The organism is Flaviramulus basaltis, assembly GCF_900114265.1.
Taxonomy (GTDB): domain Bacteria; phylum Bacteroidota; class Bacteroidia; order Flavobacteriales; family Flavobacteriaceae; genus Flaviramulus; species Flaviramulus basaltis.
Genome location: NZ_FPKV01000001.1, coordinates 696,960 through 717,093, shown reverse-complemented (window position 1 = coordinate 717,093; position 20,134 = coordinate 696,960). Strand labels below are relative to the sequence as shown.

The 20,134-nt window shown below is 31.6% G+C and carries 22 protein-coding genes and 1 pseudogene; 11 read left to right on the top strand and 12 right to left on the bottom strand.

Annotated elements, in window-relative coordinates; all coding sequences use genetic code 11:
* Positions 1–29: 29 nt before the first annotated feature.
* The 8 genes from hemB to hemA form a co-directional block, all read right to left on the bottom strand.
* On the bottom strand, positions 30–1,019 hold the full coding sequence (gene hemB / locus BT151_RS03300) for a porphobilinogen synthase (RefSeq protein ID WP_072400326.1): 990 nt from the start codon (positions 1,017–1,019) through the stop codon (positions 30–32).
* Between the two features lie 5 nt (positions 1,020–1,024).
* The gene (locus BT151_RS03295; protein WP_072400325.1) at positions 1,025–1,414 is read right to left on the bottom strand and encodes a YchJ family protein; all 390 of its coding nucleotides are present in this window, start codon (positions 1,412–1,414) and stop codon (positions 1,025–1,027) included.
* Between the two features lie 9 nt (positions 1,415–1,423).
* Positions 1,424–2,326: an oxygen-dependent coproporphyrinogen oxidase gene (gene hemF / locus BT151_RS03290; RefSeq protein WP_072400324.1), complete on the bottom strand. Its 903-nt coding sequence runs from the start codon at positions 2,324–2,326 to the stop codon at positions 1,424–1,426.
* 8 nt (positions 2,327–2,334) lie between these two features.
* Positions 2,335–2,874: a GNAT family N-acetyltransferase gene (locus BT151_RS03285; RefSeq protein WP_072400323.1), complete on the bottom strand. Its 540-nt coding sequence runs from the start codon at positions 2,872–2,874 to the stop codon at positions 2,335–2,337.
* Positions 2,867–3,631, bottom strand: a complete 765-nt coding sequence (locus tag BT151_RS03280) for an EI24 domain-containing protein (protein WP_072400322.1) — start codon at positions 3,629–3,631, stop codon at positions 2,867–2,869. Before BT151_RS03280 ends, BT151_RS03285 begins: the two co-directional genes overlap by 8 nt.
* On the bottom strand, positions 3,624–4,649 hold the full coding sequence (gene hemE / locus BT151_RS03275; protein ID WP_072400321.1) for a uroporphyrinogen decarboxylase: 1,026 nt from the start codon (positions 4,647–4,649) through the stop codon (positions 3,624–3,626). The genes BT151_RS03280 and hemE overlap by 8 nt, the downstream gene beginning before the upstream one ends.
* 104 nt (positions 4,650–4,753) lie before the next feature.
* Positions 4,754–6,331, bottom strand: coding sequence for a hydroxymethylbilane synthase (gene hemC / locus BT151_RS03270; protein WP_072400320.1), 1,578 nt, complete (start codon positions 6,329–6,331; stop codon positions 4,754–4,756).
* Positions 6,324–7,586, bottom strand: a complete 1,263-nt coding sequence (gene hemA, locus BT151_RS03265; RefSeq protein ID WP_072400319.1) for a glutamyl-tRNA reductase — start codon at positions 7,584–7,586, stop codon at positions 6,324–6,326. Before hemA ends, hemC begins: the two co-directional genes overlap by 8 nt.
* Positions 7,587–7,774: 188 nt before the next feature.
* On the opposite strand from hemA, the gene BT151_RS03260 reads away from it, so the two are divergent.
* The 10 genes from BT151_RS03260 (at position 7,775) to BT151_RS03220 (ending at position 15,944) form a co-directional block, all read left to right on the top strand.
* Positions 7,775–8,674, top strand: a complete 900-nt coding sequence (locus BT151_RS03260) for a helix-turn-helix transcriptional regulator (protein WP_072400318.1) — start codon at positions 7,775–7,777, stop codon at positions 8,672–8,674.
* A gap of 23 nt (positions 8,675–8,697) precedes the next feature.
* Positions 8,698–8,862, top strand: coding sequence for a hypothetical protein (locus tag BT151_RS18560; protein ID WP_171946602.1), 165 nt, complete (start codon positions 8,698–8,700; stop codon positions 8,860–8,862).
* 4 nt (positions 8,863–8,866) lie between these two features.
* Positions 8,867–9,571 carry a ThuA domain-containing protein gene (locus tag BT151_RS03255; RefSeq protein WP_072400317.1) on the top strand — a complete coding sequence of 235 codons (705 nt, stop codon included), beginning with the start codon at positions 8,867–8,869 and terminating at the stop codon, positions 9,569–9,571.
* 26 nt (positions 9,572–9,597) lie between these two features.
* A complete protein-coding gene (locus BT151_RS03250) occupies positions 9,598–10,107 on the top strand; it encodes a hypothetical protein (protein WP_072400316.1) in 510 nt (169 codons plus the stop codon).
* Between the two features lie 22 nt (positions 10,108–10,129).
* Entirely contained in the window at positions 10,130–11,164 is a 1,035-nt protein-coding gene (hemH, locus tag BT151_RS03245) for a ferrochelatase (RefSeq protein WP_072400315.1), read from the top strand.
* Positions 11,164–12,513 (top strand): MATE family efflux transporter, encoded by a 1,350-nt coding sequence (locus BT151_RS03240; RefSeq protein ID WP_072400314.1) that lies wholly within the window; start codon positions 11,164–11,166, stop codon positions 12,511–12,513. Before hemH ends, BT151_RS03240 begins: the two co-directional genes overlap by 1 nt.
* A gap of 3 nt (positions 12,514–12,516) precedes the next feature.
* Entirely contained in the window at positions 12,517–13,065 is a 549-nt protein-coding gene (locus BT151_RS03235) for a CopD family protein (protein ID WP_072400313.1), read from the top strand.
* A 198-nt stretch (positions 13,066–13,263) separates the two neighbouring features.
* On the top strand, positions 13,264–14,721 hold the full coding sequence (locus tag BT151_RS03230; protein WP_072400312.1) for a sensor histidine kinase: 1,458 nt from the start codon (positions 13,264–13,266) through the stop codon (positions 14,719–14,721).
* Positions 14,722–14,724: 3 nt separating this feature from the next.
* Positions 14,725–15,147, top strand: coding sequence for a copper resistance protein NlpE N-terminal domain-containing protein (locus BT151_RS03225; RefSeq protein WP_143144244.1), 423 nt, complete (start codon positions 14,725–14,727; stop codon positions 15,145–15,147).
* Between the two features lie 14 nt (positions 15,148–15,161).
* On the top strand, positions 15,162–15,944 hold the full coding sequence (locus BT151_RS03220) for an enoyl-CoA hydratase/isomerase family protein (protein WP_072400310.1): 783 nt from the start codon (positions 15,162–15,164) through the stop codon (positions 15,942–15,944).
* A gap of 126 nt (positions 15,945–16,070) precedes the next feature.
* On the opposite strand, the gene ygiD is transcribed toward BT151_RS03220, so the two are convergent.
* The 3 genes from ygiD to BT151_RS03205 form a co-directional block, all read right to left on the bottom strand.
* Positions 16,071–16,901 (bottom strand): 4,5-DOPA-extradiol-dioxygenase, encoded by an 831-nt coding sequence (gene ygiD, locus BT151_RS03215; protein ID WP_072400309.1) that lies wholly within the window; start codon positions 16,899–16,901, stop codon positions 16,071–16,073.
* Positions 16,902–17,011: 110 nt separating this feature from the next.
* On the bottom strand, positions 17,012–17,899 hold the full coding sequence (locus BT151_RS03210; RefSeq protein ID WP_072400308.1) for an SDR family oxidoreductase: 888 nt from the start codon (positions 17,897–17,899) through the stop codon (positions 17,012–17,014).
* A gap of 2 nt (positions 17,900–17,901) precedes the next feature.
* Positions 17,902–18,534, bottom strand: coding sequence for a nitroreductase family protein (locus tag BT151_RS03205; RefSeq protein ID WP_072400307.1), 633 nt, complete (start codon positions 18,532–18,534; stop codon positions 17,902–17,904).
* A gap of 110 nt (positions 18,535–18,644) precedes the next feature.
* Here BT151_RS03205 and BT151_RS03200 point away from each other — a divergent pair, with 110 nt between their 5' ends.
* On the top strand, positions 18,645–19,004 hold the full coding sequence (locus BT151_RS03200; RefSeq protein ID WP_072400306.1) for a winged helix-turn-helix transcriptional regulator: 360 nt from the start codon (positions 18,645–18,647) through the stop codon (positions 19,002–19,004).
* Positions 19,005–19,288: 284 nt separating this feature from the next.
* On the opposite strand, the pseudogene BT151_RS18395 reads toward BT151_RS03200, so the two are convergent.
* Positions 19,289–20,124 (bottom strand): annotated as a pseudogene (locus BT151_RS18395) (pyridoxal phosphate-dependent decarboxylase family protein).
* Positions 20,125–20,134 lie beyond the last annotated feature (10 nt).

Below are 20,134 nucleotides of genomic sequence, written 5' to 3'. Positions count from 1 at the left end.
TTTACTTTTTTTTGACTATTTTTCTTGACTTAAGAAATTAATTTCACAACATCCTTAGCAAAATAACTTGCAATGATGTCTGCTCCAGCACGTTTTATAGCTGTTATTTGTTCCATCATAACAGCATCGTGATCTAACCAACCTTTTTCGGCAGCAGCTTTTAGCATAGCATACTCTCCAGAAACTTGATAAACCGCTAATGGTACATCAACCTCATTTTTTATTTCACGAACAATATCTAAGTAACATAATCCTGGTTTTACCATCACAATATCTGCGCCTTCGTCAATATCCATTTCGGTTTCACGAATGGCTTCAAGTCGATTTGCATAATCCATTTGGTATGTTTTTTTGTCTTTAGGAATGTCAATTAAATCTACCGGAGCAGAATCTAATGCATCACGAAAAGGACCATAAAAAGCAGAGGCATATTTTGCGGAATAACTCATAATGCCTGTATTTATAAAACCTTCTTCTTCCAATGCTTCACGAATGGTTAAAATACGCCCATCCATCATATCGCTAGGCGCAACAAAATTGGCGCCTGCTTGTGCATGCGAAACACTCATTTCTGCTAAAACATCAGCAGTTTGGTCATTTAGAATTTGTCCGTCTTCTATAATGCCATCATGTCCGTAAGCTGAGTATGGGTCTAATGCCACATCTGTCATTACTAACATATCTGGACACACATTTTTAACGGTTTTAATGGCGCGTTGCATTAATCCGTTTGGATTTAAAGCTTCTGTACCTTTATTATCTTTTAAATTATCGGGAACTTTAACGAAAAGCAACACAGATTTTAAGCCTAGTTTCCAAAGTTCTTTAACCTCGTTTTCTAATAAATCTAAACTATAACGAAAGTAGTTTGGCATAGATGGAATTTCATCCTTTATGCCTTTGCCTTCAACCACAAAAAGAGGTACTAAAAAATCGTTTGGAGATATTATGGTTTCACGAACTAATGAACGAATAGCTTCGTTAGTTCTTAGTCTTCTATTTCTTCTTAATGGATACATATTTTTTAATTTTTGGCATAACCTAAATAATACCACGTGTTGTTTTCTTTTACAAATGTTGATTTTTCGTGAATCATTTCTACCTTTCCTTTTTCATAAAAGTAAGCATTAAAAGTTACGGTTCCTTCAGTATCGTTTTCTGTTCCTTTAACTTTTTCTGTCACTTCAAGTTTAATCCATTGCACAGATTTTGCCCATTTTACGATAGTTTTTTTCTCTTTTAAAGGTCGTGTAGATGTATGGTGGCTTTGCATTAAATAATCGCCATTAGCTAATACGAAAGCACTATATCTAGAACGCATAAGTTGTTCTGCAGTTTCAGCTTCGCCCATGTTTTTATGTGCTTTTTCGCAGCAGTTGGAATAGGTTTTTTGGTTTCCGCAGTAGCAATTCATAGTGTTTAATTAAACCCAATCTATAGGGTTTTGTAATATTTTAATTAAACGTTCTTCTTCACTTTCTTTTTCAGGATGATGATCGTAAACCCATTGTACATGAGGTGGCAAACTCATTAAAATGCTTTCTATTCGTCCGTTAGTTTTTAATCCGAAAAGGGTGCCTTTATCGTGTACTAAATTAAACTCTACATAACGACCGCGACGAATTTCCTGCCAATTACGTTGTGCTTCAGTATATGGTAAATCTTTTCGTTTTTCAACAATAGGAACATAGGCTTCTAAGAAGCTATTACCAACTTCGGAAACAAAATTATACCAATTTTGCATGTTCATGGTTTCTGAAGCTTTACAATAATCGAAAAACAAACCGCCAATGCCTCTACCTTCGTTTCGGTGTGTGTTGTAGAAATAGGCATCACAACGTGCTTTATATTTTGGGTAAAACTCAGGATTATGATTATCGCAAGCTGTTTTACAGGTTTGATGAAAGTGTTTTGCATCTTCATCAAATAGGTAATAAGGTGTTAAATCTTGTCCGCCACCAAACCAGCTATCAATTATTTTTCCTTTATCATCATACATTTCAAAATAACGCCAATTAGCATGAACGGTTGGCACCATTGGGTTTTTAGGGTGCAGTACCAAACTTAAACCGCATGCAAAAAAATCAACTTCACCTACTTTAAAATAGTTTTGCATCGATTTTGGTAATTTACCATGAACTCCAGAAATATTTACACCACCTTTTTCAAATACATTTCCGTTTTCAATAACACGCGTGCGTCCACCACCACCTTCAGGTCGTTCCCAAACATCTTCTTTAAATTTCGATTTTCCATCAATTTCTTCAAGTTTAGAAGTGATGGTATCTTGCAATTTATGTATATAGTTGAAAAATGTATCTTTCATTATATTGTCTATTCAAATTCTTTATACAATTCGTATAATTCCATGTCTAAAGGGGATTCTCCAGGAGGCGTATGTTCATTTTTAAGGGTTTTAATCCAAATGAAATTACAGTTTTCGGCTACTTTTATGCTAGCAATATTACTCTTGTGAGCTATAATTTGTAACGTTTTTAATTCGATGTTTTCAAAAGCAAAATCAGATAAAATATGTATGGCATTTGTTGTTATGCCTTTTCCTTCAAACTCATAGCCAATACAATAAGCCAATTCGCCTTGTTTTTTAGTCCAATCGAGTTCTTTTATATAAACTAAGCCTATTAATTTATTTTCTTCCTTTTCCTTTATAGTGAAAAGAAGCTCTTCTTTTAATTCGAATTGTTTTACTTTTTTTTCAGTGAAAATTTTTGATAAATCTGGAGAGAGATTTTCTTCTAAAGTTTTAGGGAAATATCTTTTTAAACGGTCTTCGTTAGCAATCATGAAATCACATATACTCCAAGCGTCTTGAAGTTGAATAGGTTCAATATTATAGTTACTAAAACTAAACATTTTTAATATCAGATTTTAATTCTAAAGCCTCCACGGTTTTTAACGTTGCCGCAGTTACCGATAATGGTAGCACTAATATAACACCAACAATTGGAATTAATAAAAATAGAATAAAAACTATACCATTTCCAATGGCTAAACCTCGGTTTTTTTGAACAAATTTAACGCTTTCTTTATATTTAAAATGACGTTCTAGCGTGTAATCCATATTACCAAAACCTGCATAATAGGCTTGTACTAAAAATAGTAAAATGGTTGAAAAAATGTTGACGATTGGGATAAATTTTAAAAGTAAAATGGGAATGGTTAATAACAATTCCATGATTAAGTTTCTACCATTTATTCGAATACCTCGCCAAAGTTGTTCAATAAAACTTGTGTTTCTATGTGAATGCGCTGTGTTTCCTGTTAAATGAACTTCGATTTTTTCGGAAACAGGACTCATAAATGGCGCTGATAATGCCATTATAATGTGTTTATAAAGAATAATCCCAACTCCTAAAATTACTATAGCAAATAAAAAATAAAAAATTTTAGAAACCCAACCAATATTGATAGTAGTATTCCATCCAGGAATTAGGCTTGTGATATAGTCAACAATATTATCCGAATAAGTAAAAGCAATCCAAATAAAAAAAGTAGCAGTTACAAAACTGATTAGCATAGGAATCACAAAGAATTTCCAGAGTTTAAGTTTAGAGATTAAACTAAAAGCTCCGAAATATGCTTTGATTCCTATGGAAATGTTTTTAAGCATTATACTCTTTTACGGCATCAATAAATGCCTTTGCATGATCTAGTGGGATGTTAGGTAAAATACCATGACCCAAATTTACAATGTATTTATCTTTACCAAATTCATTAATCATTTGGTGTACCATTTTTTTAATATCTGATGGCGGTGATAACAAGCGAGACGGATCAAAATTACCTTGAAGTGTTATGTTTCCTCCAGTTAAATAACGCGCATTTCTAGCAGAACATGTCCAATCTATACCTAATGCAGATGCGTTACTTTTTGCCATATCACCAAGTGCAAACCAACACCCTTTTCCAAAGGCAATTACTGGCGCATCATCTTTTAAAGCTTCAATAATTTGGTTGATATATTGCCATGAGAATTCTTGATAATCAACAGGTGATAACATACCTCCCCAAGAATCGAAAATCTGAACGGCGTTAACACCAGCTTTTACTTTTTCTTTTAAATATGCAATTGTAGTATCCGTTATTTTTTGCAGTAATTGATGTGCTGCTAAAGGATTTGTAAAACAGAATTCTTTAGCTTTATCAAAGGTTTTACTGCCTTGACCTTGCACACAGTAACATAGAATAGTCCAAGGTGATCCCGCAAAACCAATTAAAGGAATGTCGTCATTTAACAACTCTTTGGTTGCTTTTATAGCTTGATAAACATAATCTAATTCTACTGTAACATCTGGAACAATAACATTATCTACATCTTTTTGAGTGCGTACAGGATTTGGTAAATAAGGTCCAAAATTTGGTTTCATTTGCACTTCAATATTCATGGCCTGAGGAATGACTAAGATGTCACTAAATAAAATAGCAGCATCCATTCCGTAACGACGAATAGGTTGCACGGTAATTTCGCTTGCTAATTCCGGAGTACGACAACGCGTAAAGAAATCGTATTTCTCACGTATTGCTATAAATTCTGGTAAATAACGTCCTGCTTGACGCATCATCCAAACTGGTGGGCGATTTACAGTTTCTCCTTTTAATGCTCTTAAAAATAAATCGTTTTTTATCATGCCTTTTTATTTGTCATTAGGAAGTAAATTTGTTTTTTGGGACAATCTTCTTATTATCAATAGATTATCGCGTATCTGTGTTCCTCGTAATGACGTTTAAAATATTAAATATAATACTCATTAACCAACTCAATCACACTTTCAACAGTTGGCACTTTTGCTACTCTAACATCATTAAAGTGTTTTTTAGCTTCTGTAGCTGTTGTTTCTCCTATACAAAACGCAATAATTTCTGCTTTGTTTTTTTGAACAAAACTTTCAACAGTTGATGGGCTATAAAACATGACGCCTTCAACAGAATCATCAATTTTTACACCATCATATTTTGTTTGGTAGGCTTCAACTTCATTAACTTTTATATTGTTTTCTGCTAAAACTGTTGGTAGCACATCTAACCTAATATCACTACAGAAATATGTTGCTTCTGCGCCTTCCATATATTCAACTAAATAGTTAGCAAGCTTTTCAGCATTTTTTTCAATGTGTTTTACTTTGCCAATCTTTTTTTCAATGAGGCGTTTTGTTCTGCGACCAACACAGTAAATATTTTTAAATTGTAATTCGGTTGCTGAATAGTTTGTTGTTAACGATTCCACAGCATTTTTACTGGTGATAATAACATTTTGAATTTCATTTCTTAAGAAACGTGGATGAATTCTATTCAAACTTATTTTGATAAAATCGCTGCTGTCTGCAACTACTTTTTCATGAAATAATAAACGTTGGTCTTCGGTAAAAGATTTCGTAGAAAATACATTTGTTTTTCTAGTTGAGTTTTTAATGTTATCCATTAAGCGTTTCCCGCCACGTTCAATAATAAAATCGGCACAATATTGAGCCATATCGTTATGCTCACCAAGTTTTTTAACTCGAGTAACATCAATTCTTTTTGTACCATCTGGACTTAATAAAACACCTTTAAAGTTGATGTCACCATCTTTAATATAAGCTAAAGCACCAATTGGCGCAGTACAACCGCCTTCTAGTTTATTTAAAAATTCGCGCTCAATAGTGGTGCAAATTTCGGTTTCCTCGTGATTTAATTCAGCACAAGCAGTTCTAACAAATTCATCATCTTCTAGTGCTGTAATCATAATTGCACCTTGTGCGGGCGCAGGAATCATCCAGTCTAAATTAATAGCTTCTTCTGGTCTTAATCCAATTCTACCAATACCAGCGGCAGCAAAAATAGCACCGTTCCAAGTTTCACTTTCTTCAAGTTTTTGTAAACGAGAATTTACGTTACCTCTTAAATCTACAATAGTGTGCGTTGGAAATCTGTTAAGCCATTGTGCTCTTCTTCGTAAACTTCCTGTTGCAATTACGGCTTCTTTAGATCCTAAAAACTCCTCATTGTCATTAAAAATAAGTGTGTCATTAACATTGCCTCGTTTTAAAACAGCAGTTTGTACAATACCTTTTGGCAAAACTGTTGGGACATCTTTAAGCGAATGTACAGCAATATCGATATCATGATTTAACATGGCTATATCTAGAGTGCGAGTAAAAATACCGGTAATTCCTAACTCATAAAGTGGTTTGTCTAAAACCAAATCGCCTGTAGATTTTATAGGAACGAGTTCGGTTTTATGACCTAAATTTTCAAGTTGACTTTGTACTATTTTGGCTTGCCATAGTGCTAATTCACTATCGCGAGTACCAATTCTTATAATTTTAGACATTTTTTTTGGAAGGTTCTAACTGGAACACTTTTTTAATAAGTTCAAGACTTTCGTCTGTAGAAATGTTATCATCTTTTAAATGATGTGCAAAATGATTGGTTATTTTTTGGATGATATTATTGCTGATTAATTCGGCTTGTGCCTCGTTAAAATCAGTTAGTTTTTTGCGTTGCACATCTAATTCAGCAGAAGCAAAACCATTTAACTTATGCTTTAAGGCTTTTATTGTTGGTGCAAATTTTCTAGTTTCTAACCAACTATTAAATTCTGCTTTTACTTCTTCAATAATAGCTTCTGCAAATGGAATGTGTTTTTTTCGAGCTTCTAAAGTTTGATCGGTAATTTTAGATAAATCATCTAAATGAACAAGCGATACATTGTCAAGCTCTTTAACATTCTCATTAACATTTTTAGGAATAGATAAATCTAATATTAAAAGCGGTTTTTTAGATTGAATAATATGTTTATCAATAGTTGGGCGTTGGGCGCCTGTTGCTACTATTAAAATATCAGAGGTGCTTATTTCTTCTTGTAAATTAGCGTAATCTTTAACTAATAAATTAAATTTCCCAGCAATTTGTTCTGCTTTATCTTTAGTTCTATTAATTAAAGTAATATGCTCGTTTTTGGTATGTTTTACTAAGTTTTCACAAGTATTTCTACCAATTTTTCCCGTTCCGAATAGTAAAATATTTTTATTAGAAATATCTTCAACAGAATTGAAAATATATTGAACCGATGCAAACGATACTGAAGTTGCACCTGATGAAATATCGGTTTCTGTTTTAATACGTTTACTAGCTTGAATAACAGCATTAATTAACCGCTCTGTAAAATGGTTAAGTAAATTATGCTTTTTCGAAATTTTAGCACTTGTTTTTAACTGACTAATAATTTCGAAATCACCAAGAATTTGGCTATCTAAACCAGAACCTACACGAAACATGTGAGCAATGGCATCGTTATTTTTATAAATGTAAGCTACTTCTTGAAATTCTTCAACGGTGCCACGAGTATTATCGCAAAGCAATTGTATTAGTTGAAAAGGGTGTTGTGCAAAACCATAAATTTCAGTTCTGTTGCAAGTAGAAGTTACTATCAAGCTTTCAATATCATTTTCTTTGGCTTGATTCAATAGTGATTGTTTAGAATTTTCATCCAAACTAAAACGACCTCTTATATCCGCATCGGCTTTTTTGTAACTTAAACCAATGGCATAAAAGTAATTACTTCTAGAAATATTGTACTTCTGCATGCTTATACCTGAAATGTGAAGCAAAAGTATATTGATACTTATAAAAAAAGTAACGCTCAAAGAACTTTTAGTATCGTTTCAAGTTTTTTAATGTGTTTTTGTTTAAATGAATGATAAATATCATATTTTTGCAGTAGAATCAAGTGTTTTGATTAAATCTATTTAGAACCAATCTAAATAAAGGCTCTATGAATAACGCAGAAAGTTCGCAAAAAAATGTCGCTCAAAGTTCATTTAAAGAAACCCAAGTAGATGATGGTTTTTTAATTTTAACTTATAAGAATGATAAAAGTGAAACGCAAAGCATTGTTAAAGAAATAAATAGCGATTACATTCAATTTCATTTTTGTTTAAAAGGATCGTGTGAATTTATTTTTAACGATGGCCGTTACACTTTAAACATCTTAGAGGAAAACTCTTTATTGCTATACAATCCACAACGCGACCTCCCAATAAACCTTAAAACAGACCCAAATTCTTGGATTGTTTCAGTTTTAATTTCTATTAAAAAGTTTCATGGTTTGTTTTCGCAAGAAGCTGGTTACATTACGTTTTTGAGTGATGATAATAAGGACAAAAAATACTATAAAGATGGTGCTATTTCTCCATCAATGGCCATTGTGCTTAATCAGCTTATAAATTATAATTTAAATCAATCTATAAAAAGCCTATATTTTAAAGGTAAAGCTTATGAGCTTTTAAGCTTGTATTTTAATAGAAGTGAAGATGCAGATGTGGAGCAATGCCCCTTTTTAGTAGATGAAACTAATGTTATTAAAATAAGAAAAGCCAAGGATATTATTATTTCTCGAATGGCAGAGCCACCAGGTTTACAAGAACTATCTGATGAAATTGGATTAAATTTAAAAAAGCTAAAAGAAGGCTTTAAGCAAATTTATGGCGATTCAGTTTTTAGTTTTTTATTTGATTACAAGATGGAAGTTGCACGAAAACTACTAGAAGCAGGAAATGATAATGTAAATGAAGTAGGGTTAAAAGTAGGGTACAGCACATCTAGTCATTTTATAGCAGCCTTTAAAAAGAAGTACGGTACAACACCAAAAAAATACGTAGTTTCTTTAAATTAGATCACATATTAAACTCTAATAATATGAAACATTTAACTCCAGAAATTGAAGCTTTATCCAAAAATGCTGACAATGCTAAATCTTTAGTTCGGTCTAATATTTCTTGTGGTATTTTTCAAGATTGTAATTACAATGAAGAAAGGCCTAAATTATATCATCAACAAAACTCAGAAAACATTAAAGACTAGTTTTATGAAAGCAATTTTAATAGTCCTATTTGTGTTTATAACAAATTTTTCTGAAGCTTCAGATAAGGTTTTGGTATTTTCTAAAACAGAAGGTTACAGACATCAATCTATCGAAACAGGTATTGAAACTATTAAGAAGCTAGGAGAAGAAAATGATTTTGAAGTTACTCACACTGAAAATTCTGAGGTTTTTACAGATGAAAATTTAAAGCAATACCATTTGGTTATCTTCTTAAACACAACAGGTAATGTTTTAAATGATGATCAAGAAAAAGCTTTTAAAACTTTTATTGAAAATGGAGGAAGCTTTATGGGAATTCATTCGGCTACAGATACTGAATATGATTGGCCATGGTACAATAAACTTGTAGGCGCTTATTTTGATGGTCACCCAGAACAGAGTAAAGCTACCGTAAAAACAATTAACAATAACCATCAATCTACAAAACATTTGTCGGAAGAATGGATTAGACATGATGAATGGTATAATTTTAAATCTATAAGTAATGCTATTAATGTATTGTTAACTTTAGATGAATCAACCTATAAAGGCGGAAAAAATGGTGAGATTCATCCTATTGCCTGGTATCAAGAATTTGATGGAGGACGCATGTTTTACACAGGATTGGGTCACACCAACGAATCGTATTCTGAGCCAGAATTTAAAAAACATTTAGTTGGTGGAATACTGTATTGTTTGAAAAGATAATTTTATTTAGAAGTTTATAAAAGAGAATGAGAGCATTGAAAACATGTATTTGTTTTGTTTTTTTAATAACCATACCCAAATTAATTATTGCTCAAGACATACAAGTTGAAGTCGCAGAAGAAGATGGTTATATAGTTTTTATGACTAACGATCATAAAGACTTTTTAAGTAAAATTGAAAGTCAGTCTAAAAGTTTAAAAATAAGAATCGCTGATGCTCATATAAAAGCAAAATATAGAAAAGGAAGTGGTTTTAGTGATACGTTTTTTAAAATTGTACTCTCAGAAAAAAAAGAAAATATTTTTAAAGCAGAAAGAAGTATAAATCTTAAAATAGTATATAATATTGATGAAACGGGTGATAAAGTATTTTCTTGTGCGCTTTATTTTCCAAAAGAACAGGTTTTTTTAAGCGGTTCAGAAATTCTAGCCGTACTTAAGGAAGCGATGACACATAAATTTGATTATGCAAATAAGCTAACAAGCGGAAGCAAATTTTATTTTACCGCAAACTGCTTTTACTTTAAAGAGTTTTAAATTAATTAAGGAATAAAAATTAATGAAAAAAGGAATTTTACTTGTTAATCTTGGTTCGCCAGACAGTCCAGAACCAAAAGATGTGAAAAAATATTTAGGCGAATTTTTAATGGACGAAAGGGTAATTGACGTTCCGCTTTGGGCAAGAAATTTATTGGTAAAAGGTATTATTTTAAATACGCGCCCAAAAGCTTCTGCAGCAGCATATAAAAAAATATGGTGGGAAGAAGGTTCGCCTTTAATTGTATTGTCAGAAAGACTTCAAAATAAATTACAAAAACAAGTTGAACAGCCAGTGGCTTTAGCCATGCGTTATGGAAGTATGACTATTAAAAAAGGTCTTCAAGAATTAGTAGATAAAGGTGTAGAAGAGGTTTTGTTATTTCCATTATATCCACAATTTGCTATGGCTACAACAGAGACTATTATAGTTTTAGCCGAAGAAATTCAGCAAGAATACTTTCCAAACTTAAATATAGAGTCTGTTCCAGCATTTTATAATAAACCAGACTATATTGAAGTACTTTCAAATTCTATTAAAAGGCATTTACAAGGGAAAAATTACGAGCATTTATTGTTTTCATATCATGGTGTTCCAGAACGTCATATTAGAAAAAGTGATATCACAAAATCACATTGTAAAATAGATGGTAGTTGTTGTGCAACTGCTAGCAAAGCGCATGAGTTTTGCTACAGACATCAATGTAAAGAAGTCACCAGATTGGTTGGAGAAAAATTGAAGTTAGAAGAAGGTTCATTTTCAACATCCTTTCAATCACGATTAGGTTTCGATCCATGGTTACAACCTTATACAGATAGAACTATTGAGCGTTTAGGTAAACAAGGCATTAAAAACATGGCTATTGTAACACCTGCTTTTGTGAGTGATTGTTTGGAAACTTTAGAAGAAATAGCTATGGAAGGCGAAGAAATTTTTCATGAAGTTGGCGGTAAATATTTCACCACAGTACCTTGTTTAAATGACGATGACGAATGGGTAGCATTGCTTTCAAAATGGGTAAAAAAATGGGCAACATCTGAATCCATTTTAGCATAATGGCAAAAATATCATCCCAAGACTTAGGTACGCAACCCATAGGTAAACTACTTATAAAACAAGCTGTTCCAGCATCTATAGGAATATTAGTAATGTCGCTTAATATACTTATAGATACTATTTTTGTTGGACACTGGATAGGTTCAACAGCTATAGCAGCCATAAATGTTGTGCTTCCAGTATCTTTTTTTATTGCCGCTTTAGGAATGAGTATTGGTATTGGAGGTTCTTCTATAATTTCAAGAGCATTAGGTGCAAATAACAATATAAAAGCCTTAAAAACTTTTGGTAATCAAATAACACTTACGTTGTTATTAACTATAACCATGGTGTTTTTTGGATTGCTTTATATTAATGATATTATTCCTGCATTTGGAGGTAAAGGTGCCATTTTTGAACCTGCTAAAATTTATTACAGAATTGTTTTATATGGCGTGCCTTTTCTAGCACTTTGTATGATGGGAAATACTGTAATACGTGCGGAAGGGAAACCTAAATTTGCAATGTATGCGATGATGATTCCATCCGTTGGGAATTTAGTTTTGGATTATATTTTTATAAACGTTTTAGATTTTGGAATGGAAGGCGCCGCTTGGGCAACTACGATATCCTACCTTTTCTGTTTTGCATTCATTTTGTGGTTTTTCTTATCAAAAAACTCTGAATTAAAAATAGATATCTCACACTTTGGTTTAAACAAATCTATAGTTTCAGAAATAAGTTCTTTGGGGTTTGTTACTCTTGCAAGACAAGCAGTCGTAAGTATAACTTATTTATTCATGAATAATATTTTATACAACTTAGGAGGCGAAACATCTGTCACCGCTTATGCTATTGTTGGTCGTATGCTAATGTTTGCATTATTTCCAGTTTTTGGTGTTACACAAGGCTTTTTGCCTATTGCAGGTTTTAATTATGGCGCACAAGAATATCAACGTGTTAAAAAAACTATTTTTACAGCATTAAAATATGCCTCAGGTTTAGCAACTTTAGTATTTATTATGCTTATGTTATTTCCAGAAGCTATTACAAGATTATTTACTACAGATGTTGAGGTTATAAAACAAACACCAAGCGATATGCGATGGGTATTTGCAGCAACACCAATTGTAGCTATTCAACTTATTGGTGCTGCTTATTTTCAGGCTATTGGTAAAGCTATACCCGCACTTTTATTAACACTAACAAGACAAGGTTTTATCTTTATTCCACTCATTTTAATTCTTCCAAAATTTTATGGAGAATTAGGTGTTTGGATGTCTTTCCCAATTTCTGATACGTTAGCAACCATAATAACAGCCTATTTTTTAAATAGAGAAGTAAAACGTAATTTAGTTACAAATAGTTAGGCTATGGAATATTACAATTATATAAAATCGTTTCATCTCATTTTTGTAATAACATGGTTTGCGGGGTTGTTTTACATTCCTCGGTTGTTTGTATATCAAATTGAAGCATTTCATAAACCATCGCCAGACAAGGAAATTCTTGGTAAACAGCTTAAACTTATGGCAAAACGGCTATGGTATATCATTACTTGGCCATCAGCTATTTTAGCAACTCTTTTTGCTGTTTGGTTGCTTATTTTACAACCTTATTGGTTGCAACAACCTTGGATGCATGTTAAGTTAGCGTTTGTAGTTTTACTCATTATTTATCACTTAAAAACGCATCAATATTTTAAACAATTACAAAACGATGTGGTTAAAAAAACCTCAAGTTTTATGCGTATTTGGAATGAAGGCGCTACGTTTATTCTTTTTGTAGTAGTTTTTTTAGTGGTTTTAAAAAGTGCCATTAACTGGGTTTGGGGTGTTGTTGGAATTATAGTTTTAGGGGTTCTTATTATGCTAGGTTTTAAAATTTATAAGAACATTAGAGATAAAAATCCAGAAGCTTAAGTTATTTGGGCGTTTCCCAAAAGGGTCGGGCTATCCAATACAATCTTTTTGCTCGTGCCTTTCAAAAAGGATTTCCTTTTCTATCCCTAACGCAGGTAGCAACTATAATAATCAACTTTTAACGAAGAGGTTTATTTTTAAATAGCCATTAGCGTCTTTGGTTCGATTATTGTTATATTTAGTCGATTATAATATTAGATGAAATTAAGAAACCTCTCTTTACGTATTCGTATTTTTATTTCAATGATACTTCTGGTATTATTAGCTTCAGTGCTAATATCTCTAGTTGCTATTTATCAATATAAAGAGCAAAGTGAAGACTATCACACTGGGCGTTTAAATCGTAAAGAAGAGAACATTAAAACCCATATCACTACGGTTTTAAATGGACGACAAAATACTTGGGAGGTTAAAACCGAAAATATTCCGTTAATTTTTAAAGACGAAATTTATAGAATTGCTCACATTCATAAACTTCAAATCAATTTATACGATTTAGAAGGCACGATGCTTATTTCTTCAAAAGCTAATTTAAAACCAGACCAAGCCGAAAGGTGTATTGATGCCGAAATATTAAATGCTATTTCGCATACGGTTGACCATAGATATGTTGATAAACATGAAGAGAATGGAGAAATATTTCAATCGTCATACATATATATTACAGATCAAAAATCTAAGCCTCTAGCTATTTTAAATCTACCATATTTAGAAAAAGACGATTTTCTTGCTAAAGAGTTGGAAGAGTTTTTAGAGCGGTTAAGATATGCCTTTATGTTAGTGCTATTAATGGCGATAAGTATTTCGTTTTTGTTGTCTAAATACATTACAAAATCATTAAAAACCATTAGCGATAAAATTAATACGACACGTTTAGAAAAGCGAAATCAGAAAATAGAAATTAATGATACTAGCGAAGAGATTTCAACTTTAGTAAACTCTTATAATAGTATGATTGACGAGTTGGAAGAAAGTGCCATACAACTTGCCAGAAGCGAGCGCGAACAGGCATGGCGAGAAATGGCAAAACAAGTAGCTCACGAGATAAAAAACCCGTTAACGCCTATGCGTTTAACGGTGCAAAACTTTCAACGTAAATTCGATCCTAATGATGAAAATATACACTCAAAAGTTGATGAATATAGTAAAACACTCATTCAGCAAATAGATACGATGAGTTCCATAGCCTCAGCATTTTCAAACTTTGCAAAAATGCCAGCGCAACAAAATGAAATGCTTAATGTGGTTAAAATTGTTAAGTTAGCGCTTGATATTTTTAATGAAGATTATATAGTTTTTACGGCTGAGAAAGAAGAAATTATTGCTAAACTTGATAGAACTCAACTTATACGTGTTGTTACTAATTTAGTTAAAAATAGTATCCAGTCAATTCCAGATAACCGAACACCCAAAATTGGTGTTAATGTTAAAACTGATGATGAGGTAATTGTTATAACAGTTGCAGATAATGGTTCAGGGATTTTAGAAGAAAATATAGAAAAAGTATTCGAGCCCAAGTTTACGACCAAAAGTAGTGGTATGGGGCTTGGTTTGGCTATGGTGAAAAATATAGTAGAAACCTATAAAGGAACTATTACATTTGTTTCAGAAAAAGATAAAGGCACAACATTTAAAGTAGTTTTTCCTAAAGGATAAATTATGAAACACACATTTTTTATATTAATCTTTATGTTTAGTTTGAGTTTATTTGCTCAAACAGGAGTATATACATTAGAGCCTCAAAACACAGATGGAACAAAAATAAAATGGACACTTTCATTAAATTCTGATGGAACATTTATATATCATTTTTTTAGAGATATTGTAGGAGAGAGAAACCCTGAAGAAAATTTTTATGGAAAAGGAACATGGGAATCCAAAGGGAAATTAGTTTATTTTTTTGCTAATAAATCAAAAGATTTTGATGGCAAATACACTAAAAACTTAAATAATTCTAAAGCCAGAATTACAAGTAAATCACCAAGAGATAAATCGGATAGAGTTGTAAAAACATCTATAAGATTTTATGATTCAGAACTGTCTGAAATCACAGGATTGGAACTATTTAAAAAAGATATTTAAAATTTATAAAAATCATGAGTTACAATAATATTTTATCAGAAAAAAACAGCAGTTTAACAACTATCACTATTAACCGACCAAGTAAATTAAATGCTTTAAATAAGGAGACTATTGAAGAATTGCATGATGCTTTTAATAAAGCTAATGAGGATAAAAATACTAAGGTTATTATTGTAACAGGAAGTGGTGAAAAAGCTTTTGTTGCAGGAGCAGATATTAGTGAATTTGCAAATTTCAACATAAAAGAAGGCGCAAAACTAGCCGAAAAAGGTCAAGATTTGCTATTTAATTTTATAGAAAATTTATCAACGCCAGTAATTGCAGCTGTTAATGGTTTTGCGCTGGGTGGTGGTTTAGAATTAGCTATGGCTTGTCATTTTAGAGTAGCTAGCGAAAATGCTAAATTAGGTTTACCAGAAGTATCATTAGGTGTTATACCAGGATATGGTGGTACACAACGTTTGCCACAATTAATTGGTAAAGGGCGTGCTATGGAATTGATTATGACAGCAGGAATGATTGATGCCAGCAAAGCATTAAATTATGGACTAGTAAATCATGTTGTTGCTCTAGAAGAGTTATTACCTTTTTGTGAGAAAATTGCAGAAAAGATTATGCGTAATTCTTCAGTAGCTATAAAAGGCGCCATAAAAGCTATAAATGCTAATTATAAAGATGGTGTAGATGGTTATAAAGCAGAAATAAAACAGTTTGGAAAATGCTTTGGTACCGAAGATTTTAAAGAAGGCACAACAGCTTTTTTACAAAAGAGAAAAGCCGACTTTCCTGGGGAATAAAGGACAGATAGATGATAGAGGTTTAATTAATAAAATGGCTATCGAATAGGTTTAGGATTTATCGGATTTTACTAAATACCAAAACCCATTAATTCAATCTAACATGCCTTAAGTTAAGTGAAATTTTTAACCTATTTTTAATGATGTCATACTTAAAGAACCCGCAAGTAATTTGTCATTAAAAAGTATACTATTTTCATTTTTTTGTTGCAAACCTAAGGTGTAAATTAAAGGGAGATAATGATCTGGGGACGGAATGGCTAATTGCAATGCTTTTGATTGTTTTTCATAATTAAGTAAAGGTTTATAATTACCTTCAAGTAAATAATTGTTAATGGTTTCTCTAGCTTCAATAGCCCAATCGTAGCCATAATTATCTTCATTAAAATTTTTCCAATCTACCAATCTTAAATTGTGAATAATATTTCCACTTCCAATAATTAAAACACCTTTGTTTCTTAAAGAATTTAATTGTTTTGCTAGTTCAAAATGATAAACTGGATCTTTTGTGTAATCTATACTTAACTGTATTACAGGAATATCTGCTTTTGGAAATAAATGCTTTAAAACTGTCCAAGTTCCGTGATCTAAGCCCCATTTTTCATCTAATTCTACAAGTGTTGGTTTTAGCAGGTTTTTAGTTTCTTTTGCTAAATCAGGATTCCCTTTTGCGGGATATTGTTGTTCATATAATTCTTGCGGAAATCCACCAAAATCATGAATGGTTTTAGGCAATTCCATAGCAGTAACTTTTGTTCCTTTTGTATACCAATGTGCAGAAATACAAACTATAGCACTAGGTGTTGGCAATGTCTTTGAAATGTTTTGAAAACCTTTAGTGAATTGATTTTCTTCAATACCATTCATTGGACTCCCATGGCCTAAAAATAGAACAGGCATTCTTTGAGAAAGAGGTAGGGTATCTGATATTTTTTTTAAATCGTTTAATGAATTCATATTTGGATTAGTAAAAGCTAATTCTTATAAAATTAAAACTTATAATACTTCATTCTGCTAAAATTATGGTTAATCTAAATTCCTTAAGTTTTTCAAAACATTCTAACTCTTTATTGTTTTTTTGAATATGCTTGAGTTAAAAATTCTTTTATATTTGTTGGTTTTCTACCTATTAATGCTTTTATCGTAGTTCCTGTTTTAATAAATTCTTCTTGTTTAAAAGCTTCAGAAAAACCAGCAAAAACACCAATATACTCTTGTGGAACTCCTGCTTTTGTTAATGTTTCTATATATTCTTTTTGACTTGGTGAAACGTATTGAATTTGTTTTCCAGTAATTTCTGATATTTGAGATGCTATATCTTTAAAACCAATAGTGTTTTCATTAATAATATCGTATTCTTTATTCTTGTGATCTTCTAATGAAGTAAGAATTTTTGCGCCAACTTCTGCCATATCATTACGGGTGACAAAAGAATTTTTTCCATCACCAGCAGGTAAATATGCAACGCCAGTATCTAACATTTGCTCACCCAAAAACATTGGAATAAAATCCATGTAAATTGTATGCTTTAAAATAGTATAATCAATACCTGAGTTTTTTAACCATTTTTCAGTTTTTAAATGTGCTTCAGCCACTGTAGCAATAGGAGAGTTTTGTGTTTCATTTTCACGAACAAAACTTGTGTAAACTATATGTTTCACTCCTGCTTCTTTTGCTGCGTTTATAACATTTTCGTGCTGTTTTGTTCTGTTAGCAATGTCACTACCTGATACAAAATATAAACTATCAATGGTTTTAAATGCAGAAACTAAACTATTGTAATTATCATAATCGCCAACAAATGTTGTTACTCCTTTGTTTTTAAACTCGGTTGTTTTATTATCATCTCTTACCAACACAGATAGTTTATCTGAAGGAAAATCTTTTAATAAATTGTTTAAAACAGATTTCCCTAAACTACCTGTTGCTCCAGTAATTAATATATTTCCTTTCACGATTATTTAATTTCAGTTATAAATTCCTCTTTTGGCGTGCGTACTTTCTTCATTTTAACTAGCCAATCATTAGCTTCTTCTCTATAACCTAAGGCAAGTATTAAGCTACTCTTTAGACCAAGTTTATCTAAACCTAACAATTGATCTAATTGTGGTGGTATAAATCCTTCCATAGGAGTTGCGTCAACTTTTTGTTCTGCAGCTGCAGCCATTGCCATTCCTAAAGAAATGTAAGTTTGTTTTGCGGCGTGGTTTGCTTGCCATTCCTGTCCTAGCGGCTCATACATACTCCAAAGTTGATTTTTGTATGCATCCATTGTATCATTTGGAAGGCCTCTTTCTTCCATAGTTTTATTGAATACTTTTTCTATTTTTTCTAATGTATAACCATCCCAAGCGGCAAATATCATTATATGCGAAGCATCAATAATTTGACTTTGGTCGAAAGCTATAGGTTTTATTTTTTCTTGTAAATCTTTATTAGATATTACAAATATTTGATATGGTTGTAATCCTGACGATGAGGGTGCTAATCTAGCGGCTTCTAATATGTATTCTAATTTTTCTTGAGGAACAATATTCCCATTCATTTTTTTTGTAGCATAACGCCAATTTAGATCTTCTATTAAACTCATTTTTATATATTTTTAGAATTGTAAAACAAAAATACATATATTTGATATACATAAGTAAGTATTATACCTTTGTATAGTAGTATACAAAAGTATAGTGTAAATAAAAACATATGGAAATAATAAATCAAATAGATGAAGTAAAAAGATGTTCAGTACAATATGTTCTGGCTCTTAATGACACATTAAATGTAATTAACGGAAAATGGAAACTACCTATAATTGGAAGTTTAATGTATGGAAAAAAACGTTTTAAAGAATTAGAACGAAATATTGATAAAATTTCTCCAAGAATGCTATCTAAGGAGTTGAAAGATTTGGAGAACAATGGTGTTGTTGAACGCACAGTTTATAATACAACTCCAGTTACTGTTGAATATGAATTAACAGAATCTGGAAAAACATTTCACAGTGTTTTAGATGTTATGGTAGAATGGGCTGTTGAACATAGAGAAAGAACTTTAGAGTTGTAAACTAAATTAGTTATTAAACTCAGTGTTTTTTGTTCAAATTTCGTCTAACTGCATTTATATAAATGTCTTAATTTTTATAAAGAGAAGTTTAATATTAAATACATTTGACTAATTATCTATTTTAATTTCTGAGAAAGTTTTAAATAAACTTTTCTTCCCTCTCTTATTATTATTTCAATAATTTCTTCAATATCTTTTTGGGAAGTTCTAAAATTCACTATACAAGCTTTCCAGCAATACTTTTCAGAAACAATGGCATTTGACAAAAAAACTTCTCCTCCAGTCTAAAGCATATTCAATAAATTTTTATTTAATTCATTTATAAAATCTTTACTTTTAGTGGTGTCTAAAGGAATATATCTAAAAGTAGTAATGCTTAAATTTTGAAAAATAGCTTCCAATTCAGGATGTTTTTTAGCTAGGTTATATAACATTTCTGAGAGTTCTATGTCTTCACTAATTAATTTTTCGTAGCCACTTCTTCCTATTTGTTGTAATGTTAGCCATACTTTTAAAGCCCTAAAACCTCGTGAGTTTTGAAATCCATATTCATAAAAATTTAGAGCTATCTCGTCTTCAGTGTTACTAAAGTTATAATATTCTGGATGTGAGCTATAAGTATCAATTAAATGTTGAAGGTTTTTTACTAATGTACAACCTGCTTCAATTGGGCTGTATAACCATTTGTGTGGATCTAGAGCAATAGAATCGGCTTCTTTAATGCCATCAAATAAATAACTGAGTTTTGGAATAACAGCGGCAGGAGTGCCATAAGCACCATCAATATGAAACCACAAATCGTATTTTTTGCAAATACTTGCTATAGCATTCAAATCATCAACAGCTCCCGTGCTTACATCACCTGCTGTGCCAATTACCATTATTGGTTTGCAGTTATTTTTTAGATCTTTTTTTATTGTGGTTTCCAACTTACAGACTTTGTGCCTAATCCAAATAGAATGGCAGCTTTTTCAATCCAGGAATGTGTCGATTTGGGACAATAAATAGTAAGTTTTTCTGAATAGTTTGAAATCCCATCTTCTTTAATATTCTTAGGTGCTTTCGCTGTTCTGGCGGCTAAAAATGCAGTGAAATTTGCCATATTACCACCACTAACCAATATGCCTCCA

Bases quoted from the DNA above. Each gene is read 5' to 3' on its own strand.
- BT151_RS03205 (WP_072400307.1), bottom strand. From the start codon at position 18,534: ATGAGTTTAATAGAAGATCTAAATTGGCGTTATGCTACAAAAAAAATG.
- BT151_RS03200 (WP_072400306.1), top strand. From the start codon at position 18,645: ATGGAAATAATAAATCAAATAGATGAAGTAAAAAGATGTTCAGTACAA.
- hemC (WP_072400320.1), bottom strand. From the start codon at position 6,331: ATGTCTAAAATTATAAGAATTGGTACTCGCGATAGTGAATTAGCACTA.
- BT151_RS03220 (WP_072400310.1), top strand. From the start codon at position 15,162: ATGAGTTACAATAATATTTTATCAGAAAAAAACAGCAGTTTAACAACT.
- ygiD (WP_072400309.1), bottom strand. From the start codon at position 16,901: ATGAATTCATTAAACGATTTAAAAAAAATATCAGATACCCTACCTCTT.
- BT151_RS03295 (WP_072400325.1), bottom strand. From the start codon at position 1,414: ATGAATTGCTACTGCGGAAACCAAAAAACCTATTCCAACTGCTGCGAA.
- BT151_RS03255 (WP_072400317.1), top strand. From the start codon at position 8,867: ATGAAAGCAATTTTAATAGTCCTATTTGTGTTTATAACAAATTTTTCT.
- BT151_RS03280 (WP_072400322.1), bottom strand. From the start codon at position 3,631: ATGCTTAAAAACATTTCCATAGGAATCAAAGCATATTTCGGAGCTTTT.
- hemF (WP_072400324.1), bottom strand. From the start codon at position 2,326: ATGAAAGATACATTTTTCAACTATATACATAAATTGCAAGATACCATC.
- BT151_RS18560 (WP_171946602.1), top strand. From the start codon at position 8,698: ATGAAACATTTAACTCCAGAAATTGAAGCTTTATCCAAAAATGCTGAC.
- hemH (WP_072400315.1), top strand. From the start codon at position 10,130: ATGAAAAAAGGAATTTTACTTGTTAATCTTGGTTCGCCAGACAGTCCA.
- BT151_RS03225 (WP_143144244.1), top strand. From the start codon at position 14,725: ATGAAACACACATTTTTTATATTAATCTTTATGTTTAGTTTGAGTTTA.
- BT151_RS03240 (WP_072400314.1), top strand. From the start codon at position 11,164: ATGGCAAAAATATCATCCCAAGACTTAGGTACGCAACCCATAGGTAAA.
- BT151_RS03260 (WP_072400318.1), top strand. From the start codon at position 7,775: ATGAATAACGCAGAAAGTTCGCAAAAAAATGTCGCTCAAAGTTCATTT.
- hemB (WP_072400326.1), bottom strand. From the start codon at position 1,019: ATGTATCCATTAAGAAGAAATAGAAGACTAAGAACTAACGAAGCTATT.
- BT151_RS03235 (WP_072400313.1), top strand. From the start codon at position 12,517: ATGGAATATTACAATTATATAAAATCGTTTCATCTCATTTTTGTAATA.
- hemA (WP_072400319.1), bottom strand. From the start codon at position 7,586: ATGCAGAAGTACAATATTTCTAGAAGTAATTACTTTTATGCCATTGGT.
- BT151_RS03285 (WP_072400323.1), bottom strand. From the start codon at position 2,874: ATGTTTAGTTTTAGTAACTATAATATTGAACCTATTCAACTTCAAGAC.
- BT151_RS03250 (WP_072400316.1), top strand. From the start codon at position 9,598: ATGAGAGCATTGAAAACATGTATTTGTTTTGTTTTTTTAATAACCATA.
- BT151_RS03230 (WP_072400312.1), top strand. From the start codon at position 13,264: ATGAAATTAAGAAACCTCTCTTTACGTATTCGTATTTTTATTTCAATG.
- hemE (WP_072400321.1), bottom strand. From the start codon at position 4,649: ATGATAAAAAACGATTTATTTTTAAGAGCATTAAAAGGAGAAACTGTA.